This window comes from Streptomyces sp. NPDC058045 (genome assembly GCF_042885635.1).
Taxonomy (GTDB): domain Bacteria; phylum Actinomycetota; class Actinomycetes; order Streptomycetales; family Streptomycetaceae; genus Streptomyces.
Genome location: NZ_JBHVRR010000016.1, coordinates 66865 through 93303 on the forward strand (window position 1 = coordinate 66865; position 26439 = coordinate 93303).

A 26439-nucleotide genomic window follows, 5' to 3' on the forward strand; every position below is an offset into this window, starting at 1 on the left:
GCCATGACAGTGAAAGTGATCCGGCACGGCAGCCCGGGGCCCGACGACGAGGGATACGCCCGTGCGCTCGGTGCGGCGCTGGCGGACACCGTCTCGGATCTCGATCGGGCGCCGGACATGTTCAATATCGCGCTGAGCGAAGCTCTTCTGCATGTCAACGCGCGCCTGGCCGTCGACCCGAGTGCCGTGGGCATCGACACCTGGGAAGCGGTGGTCGGGGCCATGGAGGTGGGGTCGGCTGTGTTCGCGTCGGCCGCCGTGGCTGAAGGCATGGTCCAGTGCAGAATCGACCATGAACTGCGGACCATTCCGGCCACGGGGCTGCGGGGATGTTCCACTTCGGGTAATTGGCTCACGGCTTTCTGGTTCGCCATCGTCTGCCGGGATCAGCAGCGTATGAACCAACTGTGCGCGTTTCCAGTCGAATCGCTACGCGCTTCGGCTGTGGATGCGGGTGCACAGGTCGACTCCCATATGTACGACTGGGTCGAAGCGCTCCAGGCGTACTGGATGGAACGGCCGGGGCTGGTGGAGAAACTGACGGAGGCGATCAACGGCTCGTATCCGGAGATCGCCCGGGTGGCGCCCCGGGACCTGCTGGAGAAGATCCTCTACCAGCCGATCAACCTCTTCCATCGCTTCCTGCGCAGGGACCACGAAGGTTTCAACGAGGCCCTGGTCGAAGCTCTTCAGCACCACAAGGAATACTGGACCGCCGCCGAGGACCGGGAACGCAGTGTCGAGGGATATCTGGCCCTCGGTCCCCTCGCCATCGCATGTCTGGCCTATGACGCGGGGTTCCCCGTCGAGGTGGAATCCGAATACCTTCCCCAGCACCTGCTGCGGCGTGATTGGTTGGGCGAATTTCCTGCCTGACGGGTGGGATGTTCGCAGGGACAGAGCAGAAGTACGAGAGGCGGGCGGCCGAGAACCGTGACAGCGCAGGATTATGACAATCAGCTACTGGAGTCGGTGGCTGTGCGGAGGCGGCGGCTTCGGGATGCTCTGCTTTTCGGGGGGCAGCGGCAGCGGCGGTCGCTGGACGAGCGGGTCGGGAAGGTGCTCGCGGGGCTGGTCGTCACGGCCGTGCTGGGTGCCGGGTGTGTGGGGTGGTCGTTTGTGTCGCACCGGCTGATCGGGAAGAGTCCGTACGGCGGGGTCCCGACGGCGCCTTCCGCTCAAGCCTCCCCCAACTCCCCTGCCCCTTCTGCCACTTCTACCCGGCGATAGGTTCGAAGACGTGATAGATACCGGCTCTCTGAGCCTTTCCACATCCGGCGGTCGTACGGCGCTCAGCAGGGTGACGCTGGTCGGTGAGCGCAGGCGGGTGGACCTGGTGCTGCCTTCGCGGGAGCCGGTGGGTGTGCTGCTGCCGGAGGTGCTGCGACTGCTGGACGACCAGGTGGGCGCCCGGCCGGAGTTGCGGCATCTGGTGACGGCGGACGGGTCGGCGCTGGCGCACGACGGCAGCTTGGAGGACGCCGGGGTGCCCGATGGGGCGGTGCTGCGGCTGGTACGCGCGGAGGACGCTCCGTCGGCGCCGGTGGTGCACGACGTGTCCGACGAGGTGGCCGGTGATCTCGATGTGCGGGCCTGGCGTTGGGGGCCGTTGACGCAGCGGGTCGTCGCCGGGCTGGCCACGGTGTGGTGGGCGGTGGCTGCCGGGGTGTTCGCCCGGCGGGAGTTCGATCCGTCGGCGGCCGGGGCCGGGCTGCTCGCCGTCGGGGGTGCGGCTGCCGTCGCCGGGGTGCTGTGCGGGCGGGCGCGGCGGACGGGGCCTGCGGCGACGCTGATCGTCACCGCCGCCTCGGTGGCCGCGCTCGGGGTGTGGAGTTCCGCCGACGCCTACGGCTGGGCCGGTCCGCTGCGGCTCGGCGGTGTCGCGGCGTGTGGGGTGGCCGCGTTGCTGCTCGCCGGGTGGTGTACGCCGCTGGGGCGCGGGGCGTTGATCGGTGCGGGGGCGCTCGCCGGGTGTCTGGTGCTGTGGGGGGCGGCGGTCGGTGTGCAGGGCGGGGCGGGGAGCGACGGGCAACTGAGCCGGGTCGGTGCGCTGCTGGCCGTGGTGTCCGTGGTGGCGATCGGGGTGCTGCCGCGGCTGGCGTCGATGGCGGCGGGCCTGACGAGCCTGGACGACCGGCGCACGGACGGGGTGTCGGTGAGCCGTTACCAGGTGGGGGCCGCGCTGGCGGCGACGCATCGCGGGCTGGCGCTGGCGTCCGTGGTGCTGGCCGGTTCGGCGGCTGCGGGCGGGGTGCTGGTGCTGGCGGAGGTGTCGGTGTGGACGGTGCTGCTGGGGGTGGTGGTCGCGGTGGCGCTGGCGTTGCGGGCGCGGGCTTTTCCGCTCACCGCGGAGGTGGTGGTGCTGCTTCTCGCCGCGGCGGTCGTGGTGGTGCGGCTCGTCGGGGTGTGGAGCGGCCCTACGGCAGCGGCGGCGCCGGTCGCGGTGCTCGCGCTGCTCGCCGTCGTCCCGCTCGGGGTGCTGGTGGTGGAGCCCGCCGAGCATGTGCGGGTGCGGCTGCGGCGGGCCGGTGACACCTTGGAGTCCCTTGCCGTGGTCGCCCTCTTCCCGCTGGTCGTCGGGGTGTTCGGGGTCTACGGCCGGCTTCTCGGCACGTTCGGGTGAGGGCGCGGGGGATCAGCATGGCTCAGGACGGGGACTGGCAGCGCGACCTGCTGCGTGAACTGGCGGACGGTGACGCCGACTTGGCGCCCGGAGACGCCTCGCCGCCGGACGCCCGGGACGCGGCACCGACGGCACCCGCCACCCGGAGTGCGCCCGCACCGTCGGCGCCCGTACCCGTGCACCGGCCGGCGCGGCCGGTCGACGTGCGGGCGGTGCCTCCGGAGAGTGTGCCCACCATCGATCCGCGGCTGGCCATCGCGCTGGGGCCGCCGCAGCACGGGGACTCGGTGGCCCGGCGTGCGGGGGCGGGGCTGCGCAGGCTCACGTCCTCGGCGGGCCAGGAGGTCGCCGAACGGACGGGGTACGCACGGGAGTTGCAGCAGCCAGTCACCACCGGGCGGGTGATCGCGGTGACCTCGATCCGCGGTGGTGTCGGCAAGTCCACCGTGACCGCGCTGCTCGGCCGGGCCTTCAACCACTACCGGCACGACCCGGTGCTCACCCTGGAGGCCGACGCCGCCCTGGGCACCCTCCCGGTGCGGATGGGGGCCGAGTCGGCGCGCTGGTCGGGTGCCGATCTGGCCCGGATTCTGACGCCGTCCATGCAACTGGCCGATGTCACCGACTACTTGGTGCCGGTGGCGGACGGCGGCTGGCTGCTGCCCGCCGGCCGGGGGCGGGCCGGCGCGATGCTCGACGTACCCGCCTACCGGGCGGTGACGCTGGCGCTGCGGCGGTACTTCGCGGTGACCGCGGTGGACTGCGAGACGATCCCCGGGGCGGTGGCGCGTACCGCGATGGACACCTGCCACGCACGGGTGATCGTGGCGCCGATGACCGCGGAGGGGGTCGACGGCACCCGTCAAGTCCTTGACTGGCTCAGCCAGTTGCCGCATCCCGCGCTGTCCACCACGGTGGTGGTCCTCAGCGCCGCCTCTCCCGACGCCACGCTCGACGCCCGGACCGCCACCGCCCATCTGCGGGAGCCCGGCGTCCCCGTGGTGCTGCTTCCCTACGATCGCCATCTCGCCCAAGGAGGCCCCATCCACACCGCCATGCTGGGTCAGGAAACGCGCACGGCGGCGGTCCGTCTGGCCGCTGAAGCGATACGGCGGGCGGTGCGGGTGCGATGACGCTGTCCCTGGTCCACCGTCCCGCCCGCAGCACCAGCCCCCTGGAACCGGCGCCCGCCCGTACCGTCGAGGCGCCGCCGAACCTTCCCGAGGGCAAGGTGGGGAACGCGGCCACCGCGCTGCTGCCGATGGCGGGGATCATCAGCTCGGTCGTGATGATGACCGTCATCCGCAACAGCCAGTTCGCCGCGCTCGGCGCGATCGTGCTCGTCGTCGCGGTGTGCGGCGCGCTGGCGTTGTTCCTGTCGCAGCGCGGCAAGGCGCAGCGCACCCGGCGCGTCCAGCGGGAGCGGTATCTGGAGTATCTGGAGGAACTGCGCGAGGAGTTGAGCTTCGAGGAGCGGGAGCGTCGGCTGCGGGCCCGGCATCTCAACCCGCCTCCCGAGGCCCTCTACGACCTTCTCCGCGACCCGGCGCGACTATGGGAACGGCGGGGCCGGGACGCCGACTTCCTGACGGTCCGGGCGGGTGTCGGTGATGTCCCGGCGCAGGAGTTGGCCATCGGTCAGAACAGCGCGGGCGGGGTGCTGACCCCGCCGGACCCCTTCATGCTCAACGAGGCCCGCGCCCTCCAGCGCCGCTACGCCACCGCCACCGACTTCCCGCTGACCGTGCCGCTGGACCGGGCGGGGAACATCAGCGTCATCGGTGACCGGGAGGACGTACTGCGGGTCGCCCGCGCCCTCCTGGTGCAGACCGCCGTGACCCATGCCCCGGAGGAGGTCGCCGTCGCCCTGGCCACCGGCGACACCGCCGACACCGGAGCGTGGGCGTGGGCCAAGTGGCTGCCGCACATCCTCGATCCGCAGCGGCACGACGGTCCGGTGGCCGCTCGCCGGATCGCCCCCGACCTGGCCGGGCTGGCCCGGCAGTGCGGCGCCGACCTGCGTCGCCGGGCCGCGTTCGCCGCGGAGGTGCGCCGTGGGCTGGCCGGCGGGGACGCCCTCCGCTTCACCGACCGGCTGCTGGTGGTCAGCGACTGCCATGGCGCCAACGCGGCCGAACTCCCGTGCCCCGACTCGGCGATCGGCCTGCCGGAGATGAACGTCACCGTGCTGCATCTGCTGGAGCGGCAGGTGCACGAGCCGGACCAGGTGAGTGTGCGGATCACCGTCGATGGCGACCGGATCGTGGTGGACGACCTGCGGGGGACCGCTGTGGAGGGCACCGTCGACCGGGTGACCGCCGCCGGAGCCGAGGGCATCGCCCGGATGCTGGCGCCGCTGCGGCTGTCCCCGGAGTCGGTGGCCGACTGCACCCCGGTCACCGGTCCGGTCGACTTCCCCGCTCTGCTCGGCGTGGACGATCCGGCCGCGCTCGACCTGGGCCGGCTGTGGGCGCCGCGCGGCGAGCGGGACTTCCTGCGGGTGCCGATCGGGCTGACGGACCGCCATGAGCCGGTCCTGCTCGATCTGAAGGAGTCCTCGCAGCTCGGTATGGGGCCGCACGGGCTGTGTGTGGGCGCCACCGGTTCCGGCAAGAGCGAGCTGCTGCGCACCCTGGTGCTGGCGCTGACCGCCACCCACTCCCCCGAGGACCTCGCCTTCGTCCTGGTCGACTACAAGGGCGGCGCCACCTTCGCGCCGTTCACCGGGCTGCCGCATGTGGCGGGTGTCATCACCAATCTGGAGAACCAGGCCGGGCTGGTGGAGCGGGTCCACACCAGCCTGGCCGGCGAGGTCAAGCGCCGCCAGCAGGTGCTGAAGGACGCCGGGAACGCCGCCGACATCGGGGAGTACGCGGTCCTGCGGGCCACCGAGCGGCCCGATCTGGAGGCGCTGCCGCATCTCTTCGTGGTCATCGACGAGTTCGGCGAACTGCTCACCGCCAAACCGGACTTCATCGACCTCTTCCTGTCCATCGGCCGTATCGGACGCTCCATCGGGGTGCATCTGCTGCTGTCCAGCCAGCGCATCGAGGGCGGCAAGCTGAAGGGGCTGGACACCTATCTCTCGTACCGGCTGGGCCTGCGCACGTTCTCCGCGGACGAGTCGCGGACCGTGCTGGACACCACCGACGCCTTCCATCTGCCGCCGCTGCCCGGCTTCGGCTATCTGAAGGTGGACACCTCGACCTATGAGCGGTTCAAGGCCGGGTACGTCTCCGGTGCCCACCGCGGGCCAGCGCCGCGCGAGGAGCGGGACGCCGAGCCGCTGGTCCTGCCGTACCCCGCGTACCAGGCGCCGCGGCAGGAGCGGACCGCCGAGGACGAGCCGGCCGCGACGCGGCGGGAGGCGGGGCCGACGGTGCTCTCCGTGATGACGGGTCAACTCGCCACCGCCGCACCGCCGGTACGGCGGATCTGGCTGCCGCCGCTGCCGGACCGCGTCAGCCTGGACGCGGCGGCCGGGCCCCTGCGGGCCGGTACCGACGGGCTGCGCCCCGCCCACGCCGAGGGTCCGATGCGCGTCCCGCTGGGTGTGCTGGACGATCCCGCCCGGCAGTGGCAGCAGCCGTGGCTGCTGGATCTGACGGTGGCGGGCGGGCATGTGGCGGTGATCGGCGGGCCGCAGTCCGGCAAGACGACACTGCTGCGCACCCTCGCCCTGTCGCTGGCCCTCACCCACACCCCGCACGACGCCGCCGTCTACGGCCTCGATCTGGCGGGCGGCGGACTGTCCGCGGTGTCCGGGCTGCCGCATGTCGGAGGTGTCGCGGGGCGCGCCGACCATGAGCGGGCCGCCCGTACCGTCGCCGAGGTGCGGGGGATGCTCGCCCGGCGCGAGGAGGTGTTCCGCGAGCACGGCATCGACTCCGTCGACCAGCTCCGCGCGCTGCGGGCCCGGGGGCGGCTGCCCGAGCTGGGCGCCACCGATGTGGTGCTGCTGATCGACGGATTCGGCGCGCTGCGCGACGAGTTCGCCGATCTGGACGACCCGGTGGCCGATCTGCTGAAGCGCGGCGGCGGCTACGGCATCCATGTGGTGGCGGGGATGCTGCGCTGGAACGATGTGCGGATCGCCAACCAGTCGATGTTCGGTACCCGGGTCGAGTTGCGGCTCAACGACCCGGCGGACTCGTCCATCGACCGGAAGCTGTCCGAGACCCTCTCCCCCGAGCTGCCGGGCCGGGTGCTGACCGACGGCAAGCTGTTCGCGCAGACCGCCCTGGCCCGGGTCGACGGCCGCACCGGGACCAGTGGTCTGGGCCCCGCCCTGGAGCACGCCGCCCGCACCGTCCGCGCCTCCTGGCACGGCGAACTCGCCCCGCCCGTACGGGTGTTGCCGACCAGGCTGGCCGCCGCCCGGCTGCCCTCACCGGCCGCGGAACCGGCGCGTGTCCCGCTCGGTGTCAATCAGGACGCCCTGGCACCGGTGCTGCTCGACCTGTTCGGGGCCGACCAGCATCTGCTGATCCTGGGCGACAACGAGTGCGGCAAGACCAATCTGCTGAAGCTGATCGCCGCCCGGCTGGTCGAGCGGTACACGGACGAGGAACTGGTCTTCGGCGTCTTCGACCCCCGCCGCGGCCTGCGGGGTGTGGTACCCGAGCCCTACCGCGGCGGCTACGCGCACAACGCCAAACTGGCCGGCGCCCTGGCCACCGGAATCGCCGCGGAGTTGGACAAGCGCCTCCCGGAGACCGCCGACCCGGACGCCCCCACCGCGGAGCCCGCCTTCACCGGACCGCGGATCGTCATCCTCATCGACGACTACGACATCCTCACCGCGGCCGGGCCGCAGCCGCTCGCCCCCTTCCTGCCGTACCTCTCCGCGGCCCAGGACGTCGGACTCCACTTCGTCCTCGCCCGCCGCACCGCCTGCGCCTCCCGCGCCCTGTACGAGCCACTGCTGACCACCCTGCGCGAAACCGGCGCCACCGCACTGGTGATGACCGGCGACCGCACCGAGGGCCAGCTCTTCCCCGGCCTGTACGCGTCCCAACAGCCGCCCGGCCGCGGCACCCTGGTCCGCCGCGGCCGCTCCCACGTCCTCATCCAGACCGCCGTCACCGAGGCGACGGAGACGGCGGCGGGGGAGGCGGGGTGACCAAGGACGTCATCGCGCTCACCCCCCGGATGCCGGATACGCGCACCCTGCTCGCGGGCCTCTACGCCGGTGGCCCGGACCTCACGGTGGGCACCCTCGCCGACGGCGCGGTGATCCAGCTCCGCGCGTCCGACGGCCGGCCGCTGGTCTCCGTGGAGGCACCCGTCCTGGTCCAAGTCCCCGGCGAGACCGTCCGGTTGCTGGGGCACCCCGCCGGGGACGGCCCGGTGTGGTGGACGGAGGCGCGGGCCTCCACCGCCGTCGCCGAGGCCGGGCGGCTGGCGGGCTCGTTCGCCGGGCGGGTGGCCACCGTTCTCGGCGGCACGGTCTGGCCGCCGGAGGCCGCGAGCACCGAGGTCATCCCGCTGACCACGGACCTCTCGGCGGTACCGGTGCCCGCCACCGACACCCCGGCCGTGGACGTCCTCACCGCGAGCACCGCCGTGGTCATCCAGGACCGGCCACTCGTCCCGATGACCAGTTGGCTGTCCGACGCCCTGCGCTCCGCGACCGGGGCCGACCGCGCCCTCCACCTCGTCACCCCGCCGGACACCCGCCTCACCCTGCCCACCCGCACCGCACTGCACGGCCTGCCCAACCGCTGGGTCGTGCAGGACCCTCGACTCGGCTACTACGACGGTCTGTCCGGCGCGGTACTGCACTGGAAGAACGGCACCTTCGCCCCCGTGACCGGCGACGGCCCGGCCCGGCTCGCGCCCGCCTTCACCGCCGCCGATGACTCCGGTGACCGGCAGCTCGTCCTCACCCTCAGAACCCGCCACCCGGCCGACCGGGAGCTGGTCCTCGGCGGGGCCGTGGAGACCGCGTTCCGGCATCTGACCGGCGCCCCGCCCGCCGGTTGGAGCACCGCGGAACCGGTCAACCTCCCCTGGTCCACAGGCCGGTTGACCGATCTCGCCCGCGCTCGCGCGCCACGGTCCACCTGGTTGATCGCCGTCGGCCAGGGCGAGCGCCCCGCCCTGGCCACCGTGCGCGTCCTCCGCACCCCGGCGGGCGTCGAGGAGGACATCACCCTCACCCTCGGCCACGGCGGGGACGAGGCGCTGCCGCCCGCGGGCGCCGTCGAAGAGCTCGCGGCGGAACTCGACGCCGGGCACGGGCTCGTCACCCTCTTCACCGCGCTCCGTGCCGCCCGCCGCGACCTCACCGTGCCCCCGCGTCTGGAACCCCCGCCGATCCCGATGACGTTCACCCTCGGCCACCAGGAGGCCGCCCGCACCGGACACCCGGGCCGCGCCGGCCACTACCCCTTGGGCGACGGCACCGACCCAAGCACCTGGACCGCGTTCCGGGAGCTCCTCCGCCACCTGGGACAGGCCTGACCCGTGCCGTGCGGTCCGCGGCCCGCGAGTTCTGTGACCGACTGCTGACCCTCCGCAGTGCGAGAGCGGGTGCCGTGGACTTGCCGGGGGCCGGGGTGCGGGCAGCATGGAGGGAGGGCCTCGGCAGGCGGCGCCCCCGCGCTCGCCAGGAGGGAGCCCGAGCAGATGGAACCCGACGCACCACGCGCCCGGCAGGGCACGCCCGCGGCCGGTGCGGCGCGCCCGTACGGGGCGCCGGACGGCGAGCGCGGGGCGGGCGTGGTGCCGCCGGGCGGGCTGCTCGATCTGCTGGGGGTGTGCGCGGTCGTCCTCGACGGCAGCGGCCGGATCGTGTTCTGGAGCCCGCAGGCCGACCGGGTCTTCGGCTACACCGCGGAGGAGGCCCTCGGCCGGTACGCGTCCCGACTGCTGGTGCACGAGGAGCACCGGGAGCTGGTGACCCGCCTCTTCGGGGACGTACTGACCGACGGCGAGGCGTGGGCCGGTGCCTTTCCGGTGCGGCACAAGGACGGCGGCACCCGCCTGGTGGAGTTCCGCAACATGCGGCTGCGGGACACCAGGGGCGAGGTCTACGCGCTGGGGATCGCGGCGGACCAGCCGCGGCTGCAGAGCATCGAACGGGATCTGGCGCTGTCCGACTCGATGGTCGCGCAGACCCCCGTCGGGCTCGCCGTGCTCGACGCCGAGCTGCGCTATCTGCTGGTCAATCCGGCGCTGGAAGCCATCAACGGCAGGCCCGCCGCCGAGCATCTGGGCCGCCGCCCCCGCGACATCCTGCCGTTCCTGGACACCGTCAGCATCGAGTCCGCGATGCGGCAGGTGCTGCGCACCGGCACCCCGGTGGTCGACCAGTACGCGGTGGGCCGGCCGCCGGACGACCCGGACCGGGACCACGCCTGGTCGGTGTCGTACTTCCGGCTGGCGGGGCCCGGCGGGCGGGTGGTGGGGGTGGCGGCCTCGGTGATCGACGTCAGCGAGCGGCACCGGGCGGCGACCGAGGTGGACCGGGCGCGGCGGCGGCTGGCGCTGGTCGCCGACGCCTCGGCCCGGGTCGGCACCAGCCTCCAGGTGGAGCAGACCGCGCAGGAACTCGCCGAGGTCTCGGTGCCCGAACTGGCGGACGTGGCGGCCGTGGACATCCTCGACGACATCCTGTCCTTCCGCCGCGCCACCGCCTACCGGGACGGACCGCAGCTCTTCCGCGCCCTCGCCGTGGCCGCCGCCTACGCCACCGAGGCCACCGGCGCCACCGACGAGGTCGGCGAGCTCGCCGCCTATGGCGCGGACCGCCTGGTCACCCGCTGTGTGCAGACCCGGCTGCCGGTACTGGTGCCGCGTACCGGGCCGGACGACCTGCGGCACATCGCCCGGGACGCCGAGGCCGCCGCCGCTCTGGCCAGGGCGGGGGTGCACTCCTATCTGGTGGTGCCGCTGATCGCCCGCAACGAGGTGCTGGGCGCCTTCGGTCTGCTGCGGGCCCGCAATCCGCTGCCGTTCACCGAGGACGACGCGCTGCTCGCGATGGACCTGGCCGGGCGGGCCGCGGTCGCCGTCGACAACGCCCGCTGGCACCAGAGCGTGCGCAACGCGGCGGAGACCCTCCAGCGGAGCCTGCTGCCCGGCCACCCGACCGAGCTGGCCGGTCTGGAAGTGGCCTCGCACTACCAGCCGGCCCAGTCGTCCAGCGAGGTCGGCGGCGACTGGTACGACGTCATCCCGCTGTCCGGGGACCGTACCGCGCTGGTCGTCGGCGATGTGATGGGCAGTGGGATCGACGCCGCCGCCACCATGGGCCAACTGCGCACCGCGACCAGCGCCTACGCCGATCTGGAGCTGCCCCCGGACCAGATCCTGCGGCACCTGGACCGGATCACCGCGGGGCTTGAGCAGTCCATCGCCACCTGCCTGTACGCCGTCTACGATCCGCACCGCCACCGGGTGCGGATCGCCAACGCCGGGCATCTGCCGCCGGTTTTGATCCGCGCCGGGTCCTCCCCCGAGCTGGTCGGGCTGCCGACGGGTGCGCCACTCGGTGTCGGCGGTGTCACCTTCGTCACCACCTCCTTCGAACTCGCCCCGGGCGACCGGCTGGTGCTGTACACCGACGGTCTGGTGGAGACCCGCCACCATGCGATCGACGAACGGCTGGACGCCCTGCTGCGGGTACTGGACGAATCGGACCGGCCGCTGCACGACACCTGCGGCTGGCTCCTGGAGGCGCTGCGCCACCCCGGCGACCACGACGACGTGGCCCTCCTCATCGCCGAGGCCCACGCCCTCCCGTAGGGTCTCTCAACGCTCCCTGGCCGGGCGGGAGTTGAAGCGGTACCGGCAGGCGCTGAGCGGTGTCAGTGGCCGGGGTCGAACCAGGTGGGGGTCTCCGGAGCCGAGGACAGCGACTGCTTGATCCGCGTCAGGCCGAACTCGTCCAGTTCCGGCAGCGCGTGCACCGGGAACCAGCCGACCTCCAGGGACTCGTCGTCGTTCACCCGGGCCTCCCCGCCCACCGCGCGGCAGCGGAAGGTGAGGTCCATGAACTGGCACACATCGCCGTTGCCATAGGTGACCGGCCGCAGGGCCTGCACCAGCACCAGCCGTTCCGGTAGGCAGCGCACCGCGGTCTCCTCGAACACCTCGCGCACCGCGCACGCCGCGGGCTGCTCGCCCGGGTCGGGGATGCCGCCGATCACCGCCCAGCGCCCGGTGTCGCTGCGCCGCCCCAGCAGCACCCGGTCCTGGTCGTCGAAGACGATCGCCGTCACCCCCGGCAGCCACAGCAACTGGTGGCCGGCGCTGGCCCGGACGGTGCGGATGAATTCGGGAGTAGCCATCCCCCGACCCTAACCGCCCAGGTCACAGGGGACGGGCGCGGTCACTCGCCGGTGGCGCGCTCCCCCGCGTCGGGAGTCGCCGGCGTACGGCGCGAGCGGAGGGTGCGGGCGCCGGTCCAGCCGAGACCGCCCGCCGCGAGCAGGACCAGCAGGAGCTCGGGCAGGGTGCCGAGGCGGGTGGCGGGGGTCTGGGAGGAGCGCAGCGGCACCCGCTCGACCAGCGAGTCCGCGGTGAACAACCCGGTGCGATCGGTGATCCGGCCGTCCGGCATGATCACCGCGGACACTCCGCTGGTCACCGGTACCGCCACCGCGCGGCTGTGCTCCACGGCCCGGATCCGCGACATGGCGAGCTGCTGGTAGGTCATCTCGCTGCGGTCGAAGGTGGCGTTGTTGCTGGGCACCGAGATCAGTTGCGCCCCGTGTGTCACGGTGTCCCGCACCGCCCAGTCGAAGGCCGCCTCGTAGCAGGTGGCGAGGCCCACCCGGGCGCCCGCCATGGGGAAGACGCCGGGCCGGGTGCCGCGGCTGAAGTCCTGCCGCACCATCCCGACGTCCGAACTGAAGAAGCCGATCACGGACCGCAGCGGGATGTACTCGCCGAAGGGCTGGATCTGCCGCTTGTCGTAGGTGTCGACCGGGCCCTTGTCCGGGTCCCACAAAACCTGCTCGTTGTACAGCTCGCCGTCGCGGTTCACCACCGCGCCCACCGAAACCGGAGCACCGATCGCGTGCACCGCCCCGCTGATCACGGCGCGTGCGTCGGGGTTGGTGAAGGGGTCGATGTCGGAGGCGTTCTCCGGCCACAGCACCAGGTCGGGCCGGGGCACGCGGCCCGCGTCGACCCGGGCGGCGAGGCGCTCCGTCTCCCGGGCGTGGAAGTCGAGGACGGCGCGGCGCTGGGCGTTGAAGCCGAGACCGGCGCGCGGCACATTGCCCTGGACGACGGCGATGGTGGTGGTGCCGTCCTCCGCCGCGTCGCTCACCAGGGGCCGGGCGGCGAGGGCACCGGCCACCGGCAGCAGCAGCGTCGCCAGCGCGGCCACCACCACGGGCCGCCGCAACTCCCCGCCACGGCGCCGCGCCACCGCCAGCCGTACCGTTTCCGCGAGGCCGAAGCCGCAGAGCACCACCGCGAAGCCCAGTACCGGGGTGCCGCCCAGCGCGGCCAGTGGCAGGAACACCCCGTCGGCCTGGCCGAACGCGACCTTGCCCCAGGGGAAGCCGCCGAACGGGAACCGGGCCCGCGCCGCCTCACCGGCGGTCCACAGCGCCGCCGCCCACACCGGCCAGGCCGGCAGCCGGGACACCGCCGCGGTGCCCGCGCCGACCAGCGCCACGAACAACGCCTCCACTCCGGCCAGCGCCAGCCAGGGACCCGAGCCGACCTCGACCCCGGTCCACACCAGCAGCGGCAGCAGGAAACCGAGGCCGAAGAGATAGCCGAGCCCGAGGCCCGTCTTCCAGCCGCGACCGCGCAGGCACCAGCCGAACACGGCGAAGGCCGGCAGCGCCAGCCACCACAGGGGGCGGGGCGGGAAACTCACATACAGCAGCACTCCGGCGAGCGCCGCCACCGCGGCGGGCAGCGCCCGTCCGGCCCGCCGCGCCCACCGGGACAACGGCGTGGCCTGCGGTTCCGGCTGCTCCGGTGCGTCAAGGGAAGGGCTGGTGGCGGTCACCCGGGGAGTGTACGGCGCGTGACCTCGGCCCGGACAGCGCGGTAGGCGGGGGCGGTGGGCGTGGGATGCTGGCCGGGTGATGCTTGGGGACCTGGTCCGGCTCCGCCGGGCGCGCGACACCATGGACCGCGACTACGCGCGGCCGCTGGACGTGCCCGCACTGGCCCGTGCCGCCCTGATGTCGCCGGGCCACTTCTCCCGCAGTTTCCGGGCCGCGTTCGGCGAGAGCCCGTACAGCTATCTGATGACGCGGCGGATCGAGCGGGCCAAGGCGCTGCTGCGGCGTGGTGATCTGTCGGTGACGGAGGTGTGCTTCGCGGTGGGCTGCACCTCGCTGGGTTCGTTCAGCAGCCGCTTCACGGAGCTGGTGGGCGAGAGCCCGAGCGCGTACCGGGCGCGGCCGCACGAGGAGGGGGCGGCGGTCCCGGCGTGTGTGGCGAAGGTCCTCACCCGGCCGGTGAAGGGGAAGAAGTAGCACGGTCAAGTGCCCATGGCAGCCGGGGTGTTGGGTGTCAGGTGAGGCGGGCGAGGCGGGAGCGGATGATCCGGACGGCGGTCTCCGCGTTGTCGACGGTGACGGTGAACTTGTGGCCGTCGCCGAGGACCAGCACCATGCCCTCGCCGCGCCGCACCACCACCGCGGTGCCCTTCTCGGGGCGCCACCGGTAGCCCCAGCCGCCCCACTGGCGGGGAGTGACACGGGGCGCGAAGTCGGCGTCCACGACATGGGCGAGCAGGATGCGGCGGCGGGGCAGCCCGATGTGCCCGCAGCGCACCTCCAGGCACTCCCGGTCGACCCGGACGGCGACATGGACGAAGGCGAGCGTGCCGTAGAGCATCAGCAGGCCCGCTGCGATACAGCCGATGACGGACATCAGCAGGGCGGGCACATTGGCCGTCCAGTGGGAGCGGACGGCGATCTCGATGCCGAGCGCGAGGCAGGCGGCGCCGGCCGGGGCGAGCAGCCACTGGACCCGGTTGGTGGCGCGCCCGGTCCAGATCTCGGGCGTCGCCTCGGCCCGGCCCGCGGCGTCGTCGTCCTGGGAGTTGTCGCCCGCAGGGTGGTCGCCCGGAGAGTGGTCGCTCATGTCATCGAGCGTACTCAGGAGACTGCGCAGCGGCACCGGTTCCGCGCGGGGGGACGTCACCGCATGAGGCGGTGGCGCGCGTCATTCGGCGGACCGCGGGCGCCGCTTCGCCGGGTGCCGGGTCAGCGGACGGGGGCGGTCTCGGCGAGGAGCCGGCCCTCGGGGTAGCGCGCGGCGTCCGCGGGCAGCCGCTCCTCGCGGCCGCTGAGCAGCACGGTGATCCCACCGGTGGCGGGCGCTTCGGGGGCGGGCTCGGCGCCGATGCGGCGGAGGGCCTGGGCGGCGACCGCTCCGGCGGAGCCGTGCAGCACCAGCGGCGGCAGGCCGGGCTGCTGGACGGCACCACGGATGGCGTCGGTGACGAGTTCGTAGTGGGTGCAGCCGAGGACGACCGCGCGGGTGCCGGGCGGGGTGAGTCCGGCCGCGGCGGCGACGGCTGCCCGGGTGGCTTCCGGGTCGGCGTGCTGCACGGCGTCGGCGAGGCCGGGGCAGGGCACTTCGGTGACCGGGATGCCGTCGGCGAAGTCCGCGATCAGCGCCCGCTGGTAGGCGCTGCCGGTGGTGGCGGGGGTGGCCCAGATGGCGAGCGGTCCGCCGCCGGCCGCGGCCGGTTTGATCGCGGGGACGGTGCCGACGACGGGCAACTCCGGTTCCAGCCGGGCCCGGAGGGCGGGCAGGGCGTGCACGGAGGCGGTGTTGCAGGCGACGATCAGCACATCGGGGCGGTGCGCGGCGGCGGCCTCGGCGGCCTGGACGGCGTGCTCGGCGACGTCCTCGGGGCTGCGCGGGCCCCAGGGCATTCCGTCGGGGTCGCTGGAGAGCACGAGGTCGGCGTCGGGGCGCAGGCGCCGCACGGCGGCGGCGGCGGGCAGCAGTCCAAGGCCGGAGTCCACGAGCGCGATTTTCACCCGGCCACCCTAGTCGATGGTCAGTCGAGGTCAGTGGGTGGCTTTCGCCCCGCTGTGCCCGGCTGCGACCGGTCCGCGGTGGCAGACTTCGGCGGGTGATGGCTCTGTGGTGGATCTCCGTGGTGTCGCTGGCCGGCTGGCTCTGGTTGCTGCTGGGGCAGGGCTTCTTCTGGCGGACGGATGTACGCCTGCCGCCGCCCGCGGAGCCCGGAGTGTGGCCCTCGGTGTGTGTGGTGGTGCCGGCGCGGGACGAGGCGGAGGTGCTGCCGTCGAGCCTGCCGTCGCTGCTGGCGCAGGAGTACCCGGGGCGGGCCGAGATCTTCCTGGTGGACGACGGCAGTACGGACGGCACGGGTGGGCTGGCGCGTCAACTGGCGGAGCGGCAGGGCGGGTTGCCGCTGACGGTGGCCTCGCCGGGGGAACCGCCGGCGGGCTGGACCGGGAAGCTGTGGGCGGTGCGGCACGGCATCGCGCTGGCCCGGGCGCGCGATCCGGAGTATCTGCTGCTGACGGACGCGGACATCGCGCACGGCCCGCTGAGCCTGCGGGATCTGGTGGCGTCCGCGGAGGGCGGCGGCTTCGACCTGGTGTCCCTGATGGCGCGGCTGCGGGTGGCGGGGGTGTGGGAGCGGCTGGTGGTGCCGGCGTTCGTCTACTTCTTCGCCCAGCTCTATCCGTTCCGGTGGATCGGGCGTCCGGGTACCCGGACGGCGGCCGCGGCCGGGGGGTGTGTACTGCTGCGGACCTCGGCGGCGGTGCGGGCGGGGGTGCCGGAGGTGATCCGGGAGGCGGTCATCGACGATGTGGCGTTGGCCCGTGCGGTGAAGGGCGGCGGGGGCCGGATCTGGCTGGGGCTCGCGGGGGATGTGCACAGTGTGCGGCCGTATCCGCGGCTGGGGGATCTGTGGCGGATGGTGTCCCGCAGCGCCTTCGCCCAACTCCGGCACAGCGTACTGCTGTTGGCGGGGACGGTGGCCGGTCTGGCGCTGGTCTACCTGGTGCCGCCGGTGGCGCTGGTGGCGGGGCTGGGGTCCGGGGTGTGGCCGGTGGCGGCGGTGGGCGGGCTGGGGTGGCTGGTGATGGCGGGGACGTTCCTGCCGATGGTGCGTTACTACGGGCTCGGCGGGTGGTGGGCGCCGCTGCTGCCGTTCACGGCGCTGCTGTATCTGCTGATGACGGTGGACTCCGCGGTGCAGCACTTCCGCGGCCGGGGCGCCGCCTGGAAGGGCCGCACCTATGCCCGTCCGGTGGGCGACGCGAGCTCGGCGGCGGACCCCGGGCGCCGGCCCTGAGAGCGGGCCGGCCGACCGGGGACTAGGCCGTGTCGTTTGGATCTCCATGGCGTCGCGGGCCCTGGCACGCACTCTCGCCGCACCGGCCAAACGCCCAAGTACGTCCAGTACGAGGGCGCTTGGCCGACGCACCGAGAGCACGCACCAGACCCCGCTCCTTGCTCCACGGAGATCCAAACGACACGGCCTAGGGGCACCAACTCGGCCCGCCGCAGGGTCACTTGCGGCCCGGGGTCCAGTTCATGCCCCAGCCGTAGGTGTGGTCCACGGTGCGCTGGGGGCTGACGCCGCGCTGTGGTACCAGGTAGCGGGCCTCGCGCTGGACGACCAGGTCGTTGCCGTCGTGGGTGATGAGGGCGAGGGCGCAGACGGTGGAGGGGACGGTGCATTCGTCGAGGAAGAACTCGACGGGGGCGCCGTGCTGGGGTTGCAGGGTGACCGTGGCGTGCAGGTCGGCGAAGGAGCGGGCGCCCTCGTAGATGGTGACGAAGACCAGGATGCGGCGGAAGTCGCTGCGGTGGTCGAGGTTGACCGTGAGGTTCTCGCCGGTGTCGACGGCGCCGGTGCGGTCGTCGCCGTCGAGGTGGATATAGGGGGCGCGGTGGAAGTCGCCGAAGGCGTTGCCGAGTGCCTGGACCACGCCCTTGCGGCCGTCGCTCAACTCGTAGAGGGCGCACAGGTCAAGGTCGAGATCGTTGTGCTGGGCCACGGCGCGGCCGAGTTTGCTGCCCCAGCCCTTGAACTGCTTGCGCACCTGCCAGTTGAGGTTGACGCGCAGCGCGCCGGAGGTGGCGCCCTGTTTGGTGAGGGAGACGGACGGCGCCTCCTTGGTGAGCGTGACCTTGCTGAGGCTGACGGGCGCGGCGGGTGCGGGCGTCGGCTGGGTGGGCGCGGGCGGCGGGTACCCCGGGGCGGGCTGGCCGGCGGGCGCGGGCCAGGCGACGGGCGGCGGGGGGACGGTGCCGGGGAGGGTGGGCGCGAGCGGGGCGGGCGGCGGGCCGGGCTGGGCCGCGGGGTAGGGCTGCGGGGGCGGGGGCGGGGTGGGGGCCTGCGGGGCGGGGGGCTGGGGAGCAGGGGCTTGCGGGGCGGGTCGCTGGGGCTCGTCGACGGTGATGCCGAAGTCGGTGGCGAGGCCCGCGAGTCCGGTGCTGTAGCCCTGGCCCACAGCGCGGAACTTCCAACTGCCCTGGCGCCGGTACAGCTCGCCGAGGATGAACGCGGTCTCGACCCCGGCGTCGGTGCTCTCGTAGCGGGCGATCTCGCTGCCGGCGGCCGCGTCGAGGACACGGACGGAGAGGCCGGGGACCTGGCCGAAGCTGCCGCCGTCGGCGGAGGCGGCGATGACGATCCGCTCGATCCCCGGCTCCACGCGGCCGAGTTCGACCTGGAGGGTGTCGGTGGCGCTGCCGCCCTGGGTCCGCTTGCCCTCGTGGCGTACGGCGCCGGAGGAGTGCTGCGGCTGGTTGTAGAAGACGAAGTCGGCGTCGGAGCGCACCCGGCCGTCGGCGAGGAGCAGGGCCGAGGCGTCCGCGTCCGGAATCCCGGGCCCCGTATGCCAGTTGAGCTCGATGCGCACCGCCTGGGCCGGCACCATCACGTTTGATCCCTTGGGCATGTTCTGCGTCACGGACATGTCCTCCCCCGTTGCCACGGCGTCGTGTGCGGGCCGTTGGGGCCCTTGCTGGTCCAAATCTAAGCCCATGGGCCGACAGCCACCGGCCGTCCGGCCCGCGGCCCGTACCCGGTGGACGACCGCACACCGGAGGCAGTTCCGCTCCCGGCCCTCCGCCCCGTCGGCTACCCGCCGGTCAACTCACGGGTCAACCGATCGGTCAACTCATCGGTAACCCGGCGTGATCTCGCGCTTTACACGATCCACACGGCTGTGGACGACCGTTTTCCACGGATACGCTCGAATTGAGGAAGCCAGGTCACGGACAGGACTCAAAACAACCCTCTTATCGGTCTCCCCAACCAGCACATCGTGGGCTTAACTTATGTGCCATGACCTCCCCCCGCTCCACTTATGGCGGCGGTTACCACTCCGCGCCTCTTTTCCCGGACACTCCGATCTACGACTCTCTGGTCGCAGAGCGGGGCACCCCGCAGATCGCTCCGATCCGCGTGCCCTCCGCCTATGAGACGGGCGGTCATCTGCCCGCCCTCCCGGCGGCCCTTCCCGCGCGGCCCTCGGCGCCCTCACCCGCGCCCGCGGGCTACGGCCACCCCGGCCCGCAGTACCACGCGCCGCTGCAGCCCGCCCCGTTGCAGCAGGCCCCGGCGCCGTACATCCCTCAGCAGAGCGCCGTGCCGCGCGGCTATCCGGCGCCCCAGCAGCAGCCCCGTCCGGCCGCGCCCACCGGCTACGAGGCGATGCGGCCCGCGGCGCCCCGCCCCGCCGCCCCGCGCCCCGCGCCGAACGGCTACGAGGACCCGTACAACCGGCAGTACCGCGGGTACTGACCCGGCCGCAGGCGGCTACTGATTGCCTGCCGCGGGCGGGTGGTGGGCAGGCCAGGGGGAGGCCGGGCCGCCGCCGGCCTGCTGGCAGGATGGGGATATGCCGACCGCCTCCGCCACCCTGACCGCCCTGCACGTCTATCCACTGAAGGCCGCGCGCGCTCTCGCCCCGTCGACGGCGGCGGTCGAGCCCTGGGGACTGGCCGGCGACCGCCGCTGGATGCTGATCGACAGCAGCGGACGTGCCGTGACACAACGTCAACAGCCCCTGTTGGCACGGGTATTGGCCGATCTCGCGCCCGGTGGTGGGCTGCGGCTCGAAGCGCCCGGCCTGGCGCCTCTCGACGTGGCCGTACCGGTTCCGGGGAGTCCGGTCGCGGTCGCCGAGATCTTCGGCGCCACGGTGGAGACGGTCACCGCGGACCCCGCCGCGGCCGAGTGGTTCAGCGGCCTGCTGGACGTACCGGTACGCCTGGTGCACCTCGACGAGCCGGGTGTGCGCCGCCCTGTCGACCCGGGCTACGGACGGCCCGGGGACACCGTGTCCTTCGCCGACGGTTATCCGCTGCTGCTCACCACCACCGCCTCGCTGGCCGCGCTCAACACACTGATCGCGGACGGCGGCCACCCGGAGGAGGGTCCGCTGCCGATGAACCGTTTCCGGCCAAGTGCGGTCGTGGACGGGGTGGCCGCCTGGGCGGAGGACGATTGGACGCGGATCTCCATCGGTGAGGTCCGCTTCCGGGTGGTGAAGATGTGCGGTCGGTGCGTGGTGACCACCACCGACCAGGAGACCGCGGAGCGCGGCCGCGAGCCGCTGCGGACCCTGGCGCGGGCCCGGCGCTTCGGCGACCAACTGGTCTTCGGCCAGAACCTGATCCCCGAGACCACCGGAACGCTGCGTCTCGGCGACCCGGTGCGCATCCTCGACTGAGGCTTCCCCAGGGGGACTTGGGGCTTCGGGCCGAACTCCGCCGGAGACGAGCCGGTACCGCGGCCGAGCCCTTCGCGCCAATCCCGGCCGTCGCCCGCGCGGGTGGGAACCGCCGGGCGGGCGCGGTCGTTTCTTTCCACAGACGGGCCCTGCCTCTCGCCGGGCGGGGTGCTGCCGCCCGCCGTCCTCCGGCGCCCCCGTGCGACCGGTGCGGCGCGGGGTGCGAAGGACGCGGAAGGGGGGTGCTCGGCAGTGCGGGTGATCGCCGGGCTGTGGCGGTGGCGGCGCAATCCGCTGTGCCGCAAGACCGATCTCGCCGAGGCCTGGCTGGCGTTGACGGCGATCCTGCTGATCGCGGTGGCGGCACCGGTCGCCGGGATGGTCACCGGGTCGTCCAGCCGGCAGGCGCTGCTGCGGTCGATGCGTGACCAGCAGCGCCAGCGCCACGAGATCCCGGCCACGGTGCTGGAGGCGCTGCCCCAGCCCCCGCTGGACACCGATCCCGAGACCGGCACCGGCACCAGAAGAAGCCGCGTCCTCGCCTCCTGGACCGGCCCCGACCGCTCCCACCACACCGGCAAGGTCTTCTCCCCGTTGCGCACCCCGCACCCGGGCGACCACTTCACGCTCTGGACGGACGACCGCGGCAAGCCCGTGCAGCGGCCGCTGGACCGGACCACGGCCACGGCGTACGCCACTCTGGCCGGAATAGGCGCCGCCGCCCTCACCGCCCTCTCCGTTGAGGGCGGCCGGCAGTTGGTGCGGTGGAGAATGGTGCGCCGGCGGTACGCCCGCTGGGACCGCGCCTGGGAGCGCGCCGGTCCCGACTGGGGCCGTACCGGCACCGGGAGTTGACCCGCGCCGGGCGTTCTCCCGCGGTCGGAACGGGTGCTCCGCACACGCTACGGTGGACCGGCCGGACTCTCCGGTTCCCGGTGCGGTCGCGCCGGGTTTGCGTTGCGATCCACGAGGTGGGGGACGAGACACCGCCATGGCACAGGGCACGGTCCAGGTGACGCACACCGGCACATCGCGGTGGCGCCGCCGCACAGGCGAGTACGCCTCGCTGGCGGCCGCGTTGGAGGCGGCCGCCGACGGTGACGTACTGACCGTCGCGCCCGGCACCTACCGGGAGAATCTGGTGGTGCAGCGTGCCGTGACGCTGCGCGGGGCGGACAACGCTCCCGGTTCGGTGCGGATCGCGCCGGCCGACGGGGTGCCGCTGACGGTGCGGTCCTCGGCCGTGGTGCAGGACCTCCAGGTGGAGGGGCAGGACGCGGCGGCGCCCGCACTGCTCGTGGAGGACGGGGCACCGCAGTTGGCGGGGCTGCGCATCGTGACCCGGTCCGCCTCCGGGATCGAGGTGCGGGGCGGGGCGCGTCCCGCGGTCCGCCGCTGCACGGTGGACAATCCGGCGGGCGTCGGCATCGCCGTACTCGACGCCTCCGGTGGGGTGTTCGAGGACTGCGAGGTGGTGGCGGCCGGGCAGGCCGGGGTGGCGGTGCGGGAAGGCGGGCATCCGCGGCTGGAGCGGTGCCGGATCCACCACGCCTCGGGTGCGGGCCTCTCCGCGACGGGCGAGCGGTCCGGACTGGAGGCCGTGGGCTGCGAGGTGTACGAGGTCAAGGGCAGCGGGGTGCAGGTCACCGCGCAGGCCTCCGCGCAGTTGGCGGACTGCGAGGTGCACCGCACCACCGCGGACGGGGTCACCCTCGACACCGACGCGGTACTGACCATGGCCGACTGCCGGATCCACGAGGTGCCGGAGAACGCGGTCGATCTGCGCTCCCGTTCGGTGCTCACGCTGACCCGCTGCACCGTCCGCCGCTTCGGCCGCAACGGCCTCTCGGTATGGGACCCCGGCACCCGCGTCGACGCCAACCGCTGCGAGATCCACGACAGTACGGGCGACTATCCGGCGGTGTGGGTGAGCGACGGGGCGACCGCGGTCCTGGAGACCTGCCGGGTGCACGATGTGCCGGACGCCCTCTTCGTCCTGGACCGGGGCTCGCGCGCCGATGTGGTCGACAGCGATCTCGCCCAGGTCCGCAACACCGCGGTGTCGGTGAGCGACGGGGCGACCGCGCAGCTCGACGACTGCCGGATCCGGGAGGCCGCGACCGGCGCCTGGTTCCGCGACCACGGCAGCGGCGGCACCCTCGCGGGCTGCACCTTCGACGGCACCCAGACCGGCGTGATCGTCACCAAGGGCGCCGACCCGTCGATCGAACGCTGCACGGTCACGGCGCCCACCGAGGCCGGCTGCTATGTGTCGGCGGGCGGCCGCGGCACCTTCCACGGCTGCCGGGTCACCGACAGCGGCGGCTACGGCTTCCACATCATCGACGGCTGCCGCACCACGCTCCGCCGGTGCCGTACCGAGCGGTGCGCCCGCGGCGGCTTCGAGTTCGCGGACGTCCAGGGCGGTACCGAGGCGGGTGGCGGGGCCCTGGTGGAGGAGTGCAGCAGCGACGAGAGCGGCGGGGTGCGGGCCCGCGCGGCCGCCGTGCAGAGCGACCCGGTCCCGGGCCTGCTGGGCGCGTCACCGGCCGCCGCGACCATCCCCGAGCAGGCCGTGGCGGGGCCGGCGAAGGCCGCGGTGGCGACCGCGGCGCCGGTGGCGGAGCGCCGGGAGGCCAAGGAGGTCCTGGGTGAACTCGACGCGCTGGTCGGCCTGGAGAGCGTGAAACGGGAGGTGCGGGCGCTCACCGACATGATCGAGGTGGGGCGCCGCCGGCAGGAGGCCGGGCTGAAGGCGGCCTCGGTCCGCCGCCACCTCGTCTTCACCGGCTCCCCCGGCACCGGCAAGACGACGGTGGCCCGGCTCTACGGGGAGATACTGGCCGCGCTCGGTGTGCTGGAGCAGGGGCATCTGGTCGAGGTGTCGCGGGTGGACCTGGTCGGCGAGCACATCGGTTCGACCGCGATCCGCACCCAGGAGGCCTTCGAACGGGCCCGCGGTGGCGTCCTGTTCATCGACGAGGCCTATGCCCTCTCCCCCGAGGACTCCGGGCGGGACTTCGGGCGGGAGGCCATCGACACCCTGGTGAAGCTGATGGAGGATCACCGGGAGGCGGTGGTGGTCATCGTCGCCGGCTACACCGAGGAGATGCGGCGCTTCCTCACCGTCAACCCGGGGGTGGCGTCCCGCTTCTCCCGCACCATCACCTTCGGCGACTACTCGCCCGACGAGCTGCTCAGCATCGTGGAGCAGCAGTCCGAGGAGCATGAGTACACCCTGGCCGAGGGCACCGGCGAGGCACTGCGGGCGTACTTCGCCGCGGTACCGAGGGGGCCCGCGTTCGGCAACGGGCGTACCGCGCGGCAGACCTTCGAGGCGATGGTGGAGCGGCACGCCGGGCGGGTGGCGCAGCTCCTCGACATCAGCACCGACGACCTGACCCTCCTCTACCCCGAGGACCTCCCCCAACTCCCCTGACCCGCCAGCCCGTTGGCCCCTTCCCCCTCACCCCTTCGACGGTTGCGGCGGTACGGACTCCGGGGCGGCGGTCTCCGCTTCCCGGGGTGCGGGTGGGGCGGCGGTGGCGACGGCCTGCCCGTCGACCGCCTCGGCGTGCTCCAGCGGGGCGGCGCCCGCCTCGCCCTCCGCGCCGGGCTTCAACCGGGCCAGCAGCCGGGCGCGTTCGGCGGCGAAGACCGGGTCGGCCTGGTACTCGGAGTGGCCGAGGATGGGCGCGGGCAGCGGATGCAGATCGGTGCGGCCGTAGGCGAGGGGGTCGGTGAGGGGGCCGCGGTCGACGTCCGGGGCCGCGTCGTCCGGCAGCCGTACCGGGCCGCCGATGGGGTCGGTCTCCCGGTAGAGGTTGCGCCAGCAGTCCACCTCGTCGTGCAGGCCCTGGAGGGCCTCCGGCCCGAAGTGGGCGGGGAACCAGCGGCCGTAGAGGCGTTCCAGCGGGGAGCCGTAGGTGAGGAGGGCGACGCGGCGGCGGGTCGCGGGGCCGAGCTGCCAGGCCGCGGCGGCTGCCAGCACACTGCCCTGGGAGTGCCCGGACAGCACCAGGCGGCCGCAGGTGATCCTGGTCCAGGTCGCCATCCGCCAGGTCAGGTCGGGGACCGCGCGCTCCGCGTAGCAGGGCGGGGCGAAGGGGTGGGCGGCGCGCGGCCAGAAGGTGCCGACGTCCCAGAGGATGCCGATGGTGCGGCGGGTGGAGGCGTCGCGGTAGGCGCGGCGGCCGGAGGCGACGAGGAGGACGAAGCCGAGGCCGATCAGCCAGGAGCCCAGGATCTGGGAGGTGCCGGCCACACCCTCGATCACTCGCCAGGAGCCCTTCGCCGCCTCGGCCGGCACCTCGCCGGTGAGCCAGGCCCCGGCCAGGGCGCCCGCCCCCAGCACCAGGGTGATCCCGGAGATCAGGCCGACGGCCAGCGGGGCACGGTCGGTGAGGGAGGCGCGGACCCGGGTGGCGGCGATACGGCGGGTGCGGGCGGCGTCCTCCGGCTCGTCGGGGTAGTCACGGCGCACCGCGGGCAGGGCGCGGCGGGTGCGGGCCGCGGTGCGTACCGCGTTCCAGACGACAAGGGCGATGACGACCAGGAGGAGCGGCGGGATGACGGAGGCCTGCCAGGTCAGCAGGGTGGGCGGGCCGATGATGCTGCCGCCGGAGCCGTCCAGCCAGTCCGCGACGCGCTGGGCGACGCCGCCGGTCATCACACCGCCGAGGGCGCAGGCCAGCATGGCGACGGCGGGGCCGCCGAGGCCGCGCAGCACGGTCCGCGGCACCGGGTTGGCGCGGTGCAGCAGCCGGGCGGTGACGGCCAGGGCGACCACCAGCACGCCCTGCACCAGGGCGATCAGGCCGAAGGTGGTGTCGCCGGCGAGCCGGTCCGCGGAGTGCCACTCGGGGCGTGACCAGGCGGCGTATCCGGCGGTGGCGGTGAGCAGGGCGAGGGCGGCCAGCGGCAGGGCGCGTACCAGGGCGGCGTCGAGGGAGGTGTCGGCGCGGCGCTCGCTGCGGCCGCGGCGGCACACCACCCAGAGCACGACGAGCGCGCCGACCACCATCAGCGCCTCCAGTACGCGGCCGGTGGCGTCCAGCAGCGGCGGGCCGCCGGGGGCCCGGTCGTGGCGGGCGGCGGAGGTGCCGACGGAGGCGGCGACGGTGAGGAGTCCGGCGGCGGTGTGCGCGGCGCGCAGCCGGGCGACGAGGCGGCGGCCGTACCAGAAGCCGGGGCGGCTGAGGGCGGTGTGGGTGACCGGGTCCGGGGTGTCGCTGGTGTCGGGCCGGTGCGGCAGCGGCTGCTGCGACTCGTAGGCGCTCCAGGTGCGGTGGGAGAGGTACCAGAGGAGGGCGGTGAGGGCGGTGGGGACGGTGGCGGCCAGGGCGAGGCGGCGGCCGGGCTGGGTCCACCAGCCGTGCGGGGTGAGGCCCGGGGACATGAAGTGCAGCCAGGAGTGGTCGGCGGCGCAGGCCCGGGTGCCGGCGCACTGCCAGGCGGCGAGGCCGAGGGCGACCTCGCAGGCGGCGGCGGTGAGCAGCACGGTGAGGGTGAGGCCGCAGAGCCGTACCAGCAGGCCGTAGGCGCGGACGGTGCGGGAGCCCGGGTGGTGGGTGGTGGGGCGCATCCAGTGGGCGAGGTTGACCACCATGAAGGGGAGTAACAGCAGCCACAGGGCGCGGGAGCCGTTGCCCGAGGTGAGGTTGGACCAGACGTAGGCCTCGGGCACCGGCTCCTCGCGGTGCTCCTCGGGGTGGCGCTCGGCGTCCACGTCGTCGGCGCGGCGGTAGACGGCGGCGGTCTCGTCTCCCGTTATGCGTACGGTGCGCGGGTCGCCCAGCATCTCCTCGGGGGTGGCGCCGCCGACGCCGTGCACCAGGAGTTCCAGCGCGGGGCGCCCGCCGGTGCCCGCGTCCGGAGCCGGTTCGGGTGCTGTGTTCGGTGTGGTCGGTGTGGTCGGTTCGGTCGCGGATGCCACCTTGGGATCCCCCCGTGCCGCGGCTGGGCCGCGGTGTCGCCCTGGCTGGTGCGGTCGTTCGTCTCCCCGCCATGTTCTCCGAACAGGACAGCGGAGCACAGGCCTCCGCACCGAATCTCCCCGTTCCGGGGGACGTTGGGCACATGCCGCTGACGGGCGGTGGTGACGGCGGGCGGGACTGTCGGTGCCGCGTGGCAGGATGGGCGTCCCGCGCGGGCCGG

The 26439-nt window shown here is 73.9% G+C and carries 19 protein-coding genes; 13 read left to right on the plus strand and 6 right to left on the minus strand.

Annotated features, from left to right (window positions below; translation table 11 throughout):
* The first annotated feature begins 3 nt into the window (after positions 1-3).
* The 7 genes from ACFVST_RS12955 (at position 4) to ACFVST_RS12985 (ending at position 11374) form a co-directional block, all read left to right on the plus strand.
* Complete coding sequence (locus ACFVST_RS12955; RefSeq protein WP_390149800.1) at positions 4-876, plus strand: immunity 49 family protein; 873 nt, start codon at positions 4-6, stop codon at positions 874-876.
* Between the two features lie 57 nt (positions 877-933).
* Entirely contained in the window at positions 934-1230 is a 297-nt protein-coding gene (locus ACFVST_RS12960; RefSeq protein WP_390149802.1) for a hypothetical protein, read from the plus strand.
* A gap of 70 nt (positions 1231-1300) precedes the next feature.
* The gene (eccD, locus tag ACFVST_RS12965) at positions 1301-2623 is read left to right on the plus strand and encodes a type VII secretion integral membrane protein EccD (protein ID WP_390149804.1); all 1323 of its coding nucleotides are present in this window, start codon (positions 1301-1303) and stop codon (positions 2621-2623) included.
* A 17-nt stretch (positions 2624-2640) separates the two neighbouring features.
* Entirely contained in the window at positions 2641-3756 is a 1116-nt protein-coding gene (locus ACFVST_RS12970; RefSeq protein ID WP_390149805.1) for a hypothetical protein, read from the plus strand.
* Complete coding sequence (gene eccCa / locus ACFVST_RS12975) at positions 3753-7745, plus strand: type VII secretion protein EccCa (protein ID WP_390149807.1); 3993 nt, start codon at positions 3753-3755, stop codon at positions 7743-7745. Before ACFVST_RS12970 ends, eccCa begins: the two co-directional genes overlap by 4 nt.
* Positions 7742-9088 carry a DUF6177 family protein gene (locus ACFVST_RS12980; RefSeq protein WP_390149809.1) on the plus strand — a complete coding sequence of 449 codons (1347 nt, stop codon included), beginning with the start codon at positions 7742-7744 and terminating at the stop codon, positions 9086-9088. The genes eccCa and ACFVST_RS12980 overlap by 4 nt, the downstream gene beginning before the upstream one ends.
* Before the next feature lie 165 nt (positions 9089-9253).
* Positions 9254-11374, plus strand: coding sequence for a SpoIIE family protein phosphatase (locus ACFVST_RS12985; RefSeq protein WP_390149811.1), 2121 nt, complete (start codon positions 9254-9256; stop codon positions 11372-11374).
* Positions 11375-11436: 62 nt separating this feature from the next.
* On the opposite strand, the gene ACFVST_RS12990 is transcribed toward ACFVST_RS12985, so the two are convergent.
* The gene (locus tag ACFVST_RS12990; protein ID WP_390149813.1) at positions 11437-11919 is read right to left on the minus strand and encodes an NUDIX domain-containing protein; all 483 of its coding nucleotides are present in this window, start codon (positions 11917-11919) and stop codon (positions 11437-11439) included.
* A gap of 41 nt (positions 11920-11960) precedes the next feature.
* Positions 11961-13601 carry an apolipoprotein N-acyltransferase gene (gene lnt, locus ACFVST_RS12995; protein WP_390149814.1) on the minus strand — a complete coding sequence of 547 codons (1641 nt, stop codon included), beginning with the start codon at positions 13599-13601 and terminating at the stop codon, positions 11961-11963.
* Positions 13602-13677: 76 nt separating this feature from the next.
* Between lnt and ACFVST_RS13000 the strand changes: the two genes are divergently transcribed.
* The gene (locus ACFVST_RS13000; protein ID WP_390149816.1) at positions 13678-14076 is read left to right on the plus strand and encodes a helix-turn-helix transcriptional regulator; all 399 of its coding nucleotides are present in this window, start codon (positions 13678-13680) and stop codon (positions 14074-14076) included.
* 37 nt (positions 14077-14113) lie between these two features.
* On the opposite strand, the gene ACFVST_RS13005 is transcribed toward ACFVST_RS13000, so the two are convergent.
* Both ACFVST_RS13005 and ACFVST_RS13010 read right to left on the minus strand, forming a co-directional pair.
* A complete protein-coding gene (locus ACFVST_RS13005; protein ID WP_390149818.1) occupies positions 14114-14689 on the minus strand; it encodes a hypothetical protein in 576 nt (191 codons plus the stop codon).
* Positions 14690-14811: 122 nt separating this feature from the next.
* Entirely contained in the window at positions 14812-15597 is a 786-nt protein-coding gene (locus ACFVST_RS13010; RefSeq protein ID WP_390149820.1) for a glutamate racemase, read from the minus strand.
* 98 nt (positions 15598-15695) lie between these two features.
* Here ACFVST_RS13010 and ACFVST_RS13015 point away from each other — a divergent pair, with 98 nt between their 5' ends.
* Entirely contained in the window at positions 15696-16889 is a 1194-nt protein-coding gene (locus tag ACFVST_RS13015; protein ID WP_390149822.1) for a glycosyltransferase, read from the plus strand.
* A gap of 217 nt (positions 16890-17106) precedes the next feature.
* Here the strand turns inward: ACFVST_RS13015 and ACFVST_RS13020 are convergent, their stop codons facing one another.
* Positions 17107-18504 (minus strand): TerD family protein, encoded by a 1398-nt coding sequence (locus ACFVST_RS13020; RefSeq protein WP_390149880.1) that lies wholly within the window; start codon positions 18502-18504, stop codon positions 17107-17109.
* A 389-nt stretch (positions 18505-18893) separates the two neighbouring features.
* On the opposite strand from ACFVST_RS13020, the gene ACFVST_RS13025 reads away from it, so the two are divergent.
* The 4 genes from ACFVST_RS13025 to ACFVST_RS13040 all read left to right on the plus strand — a co-directional run bounded on the left by ACFVST_RS13025 (position 18894) and on the right by ACFVST_RS13040 (position 23722).
* Positions 18894-19352 carry a DUF6643 family protein gene (locus ACFVST_RS13025; protein ID WP_390149824.1) on the plus strand — a complete coding sequence of 153 codons (459 nt, stop codon included), beginning with the start codon at positions 18894-18896 and terminating at the stop codon, positions 19350-19352.
* Between the two features lie 97 nt (positions 19353-19449).
* Positions 19450-20283, plus strand: coding sequence for an MOSC domain-containing protein (locus tag ACFVST_RS13030; protein WP_390149826.1), 834 nt, complete (start codon positions 19450-19452; stop codon positions 20281-20283).
* Between the two features lie 252 nt (positions 20284-20535).
* Entirely contained in the window at positions 20536-21138 is a 603-nt protein-coding gene (locus tag ACFVST_RS13035) for a hypothetical protein (protein WP_390149828.1), read from the plus strand.
* A gap of 136 nt (positions 21139-21274) precedes the next feature.
* Positions 21275-23722 (plus strand): right-handed parallel beta-helix repeat-containing protein, encoded by a 2448-nt coding sequence (locus ACFVST_RS13040; protein WP_390149830.1) that lies wholly within the window; start codon positions 21275-21277, stop codon positions 23720-23722.
* A gap of 27 nt (positions 23723-23749) precedes the next feature.
* Here the strand turns inward: ACFVST_RS13040 and ACFVST_RS13045 are convergent, their stop codons facing one another.
* A complete protein-coding gene (locus ACFVST_RS13045) occupies positions 23750-26083 on the minus strand; it encodes a hypothetical protein (protein ID WP_390149882.1) in 2334 nt (777 codons plus the stop codon).
* Positions 26084-26439: the final 356 nt, after the last annotated feature.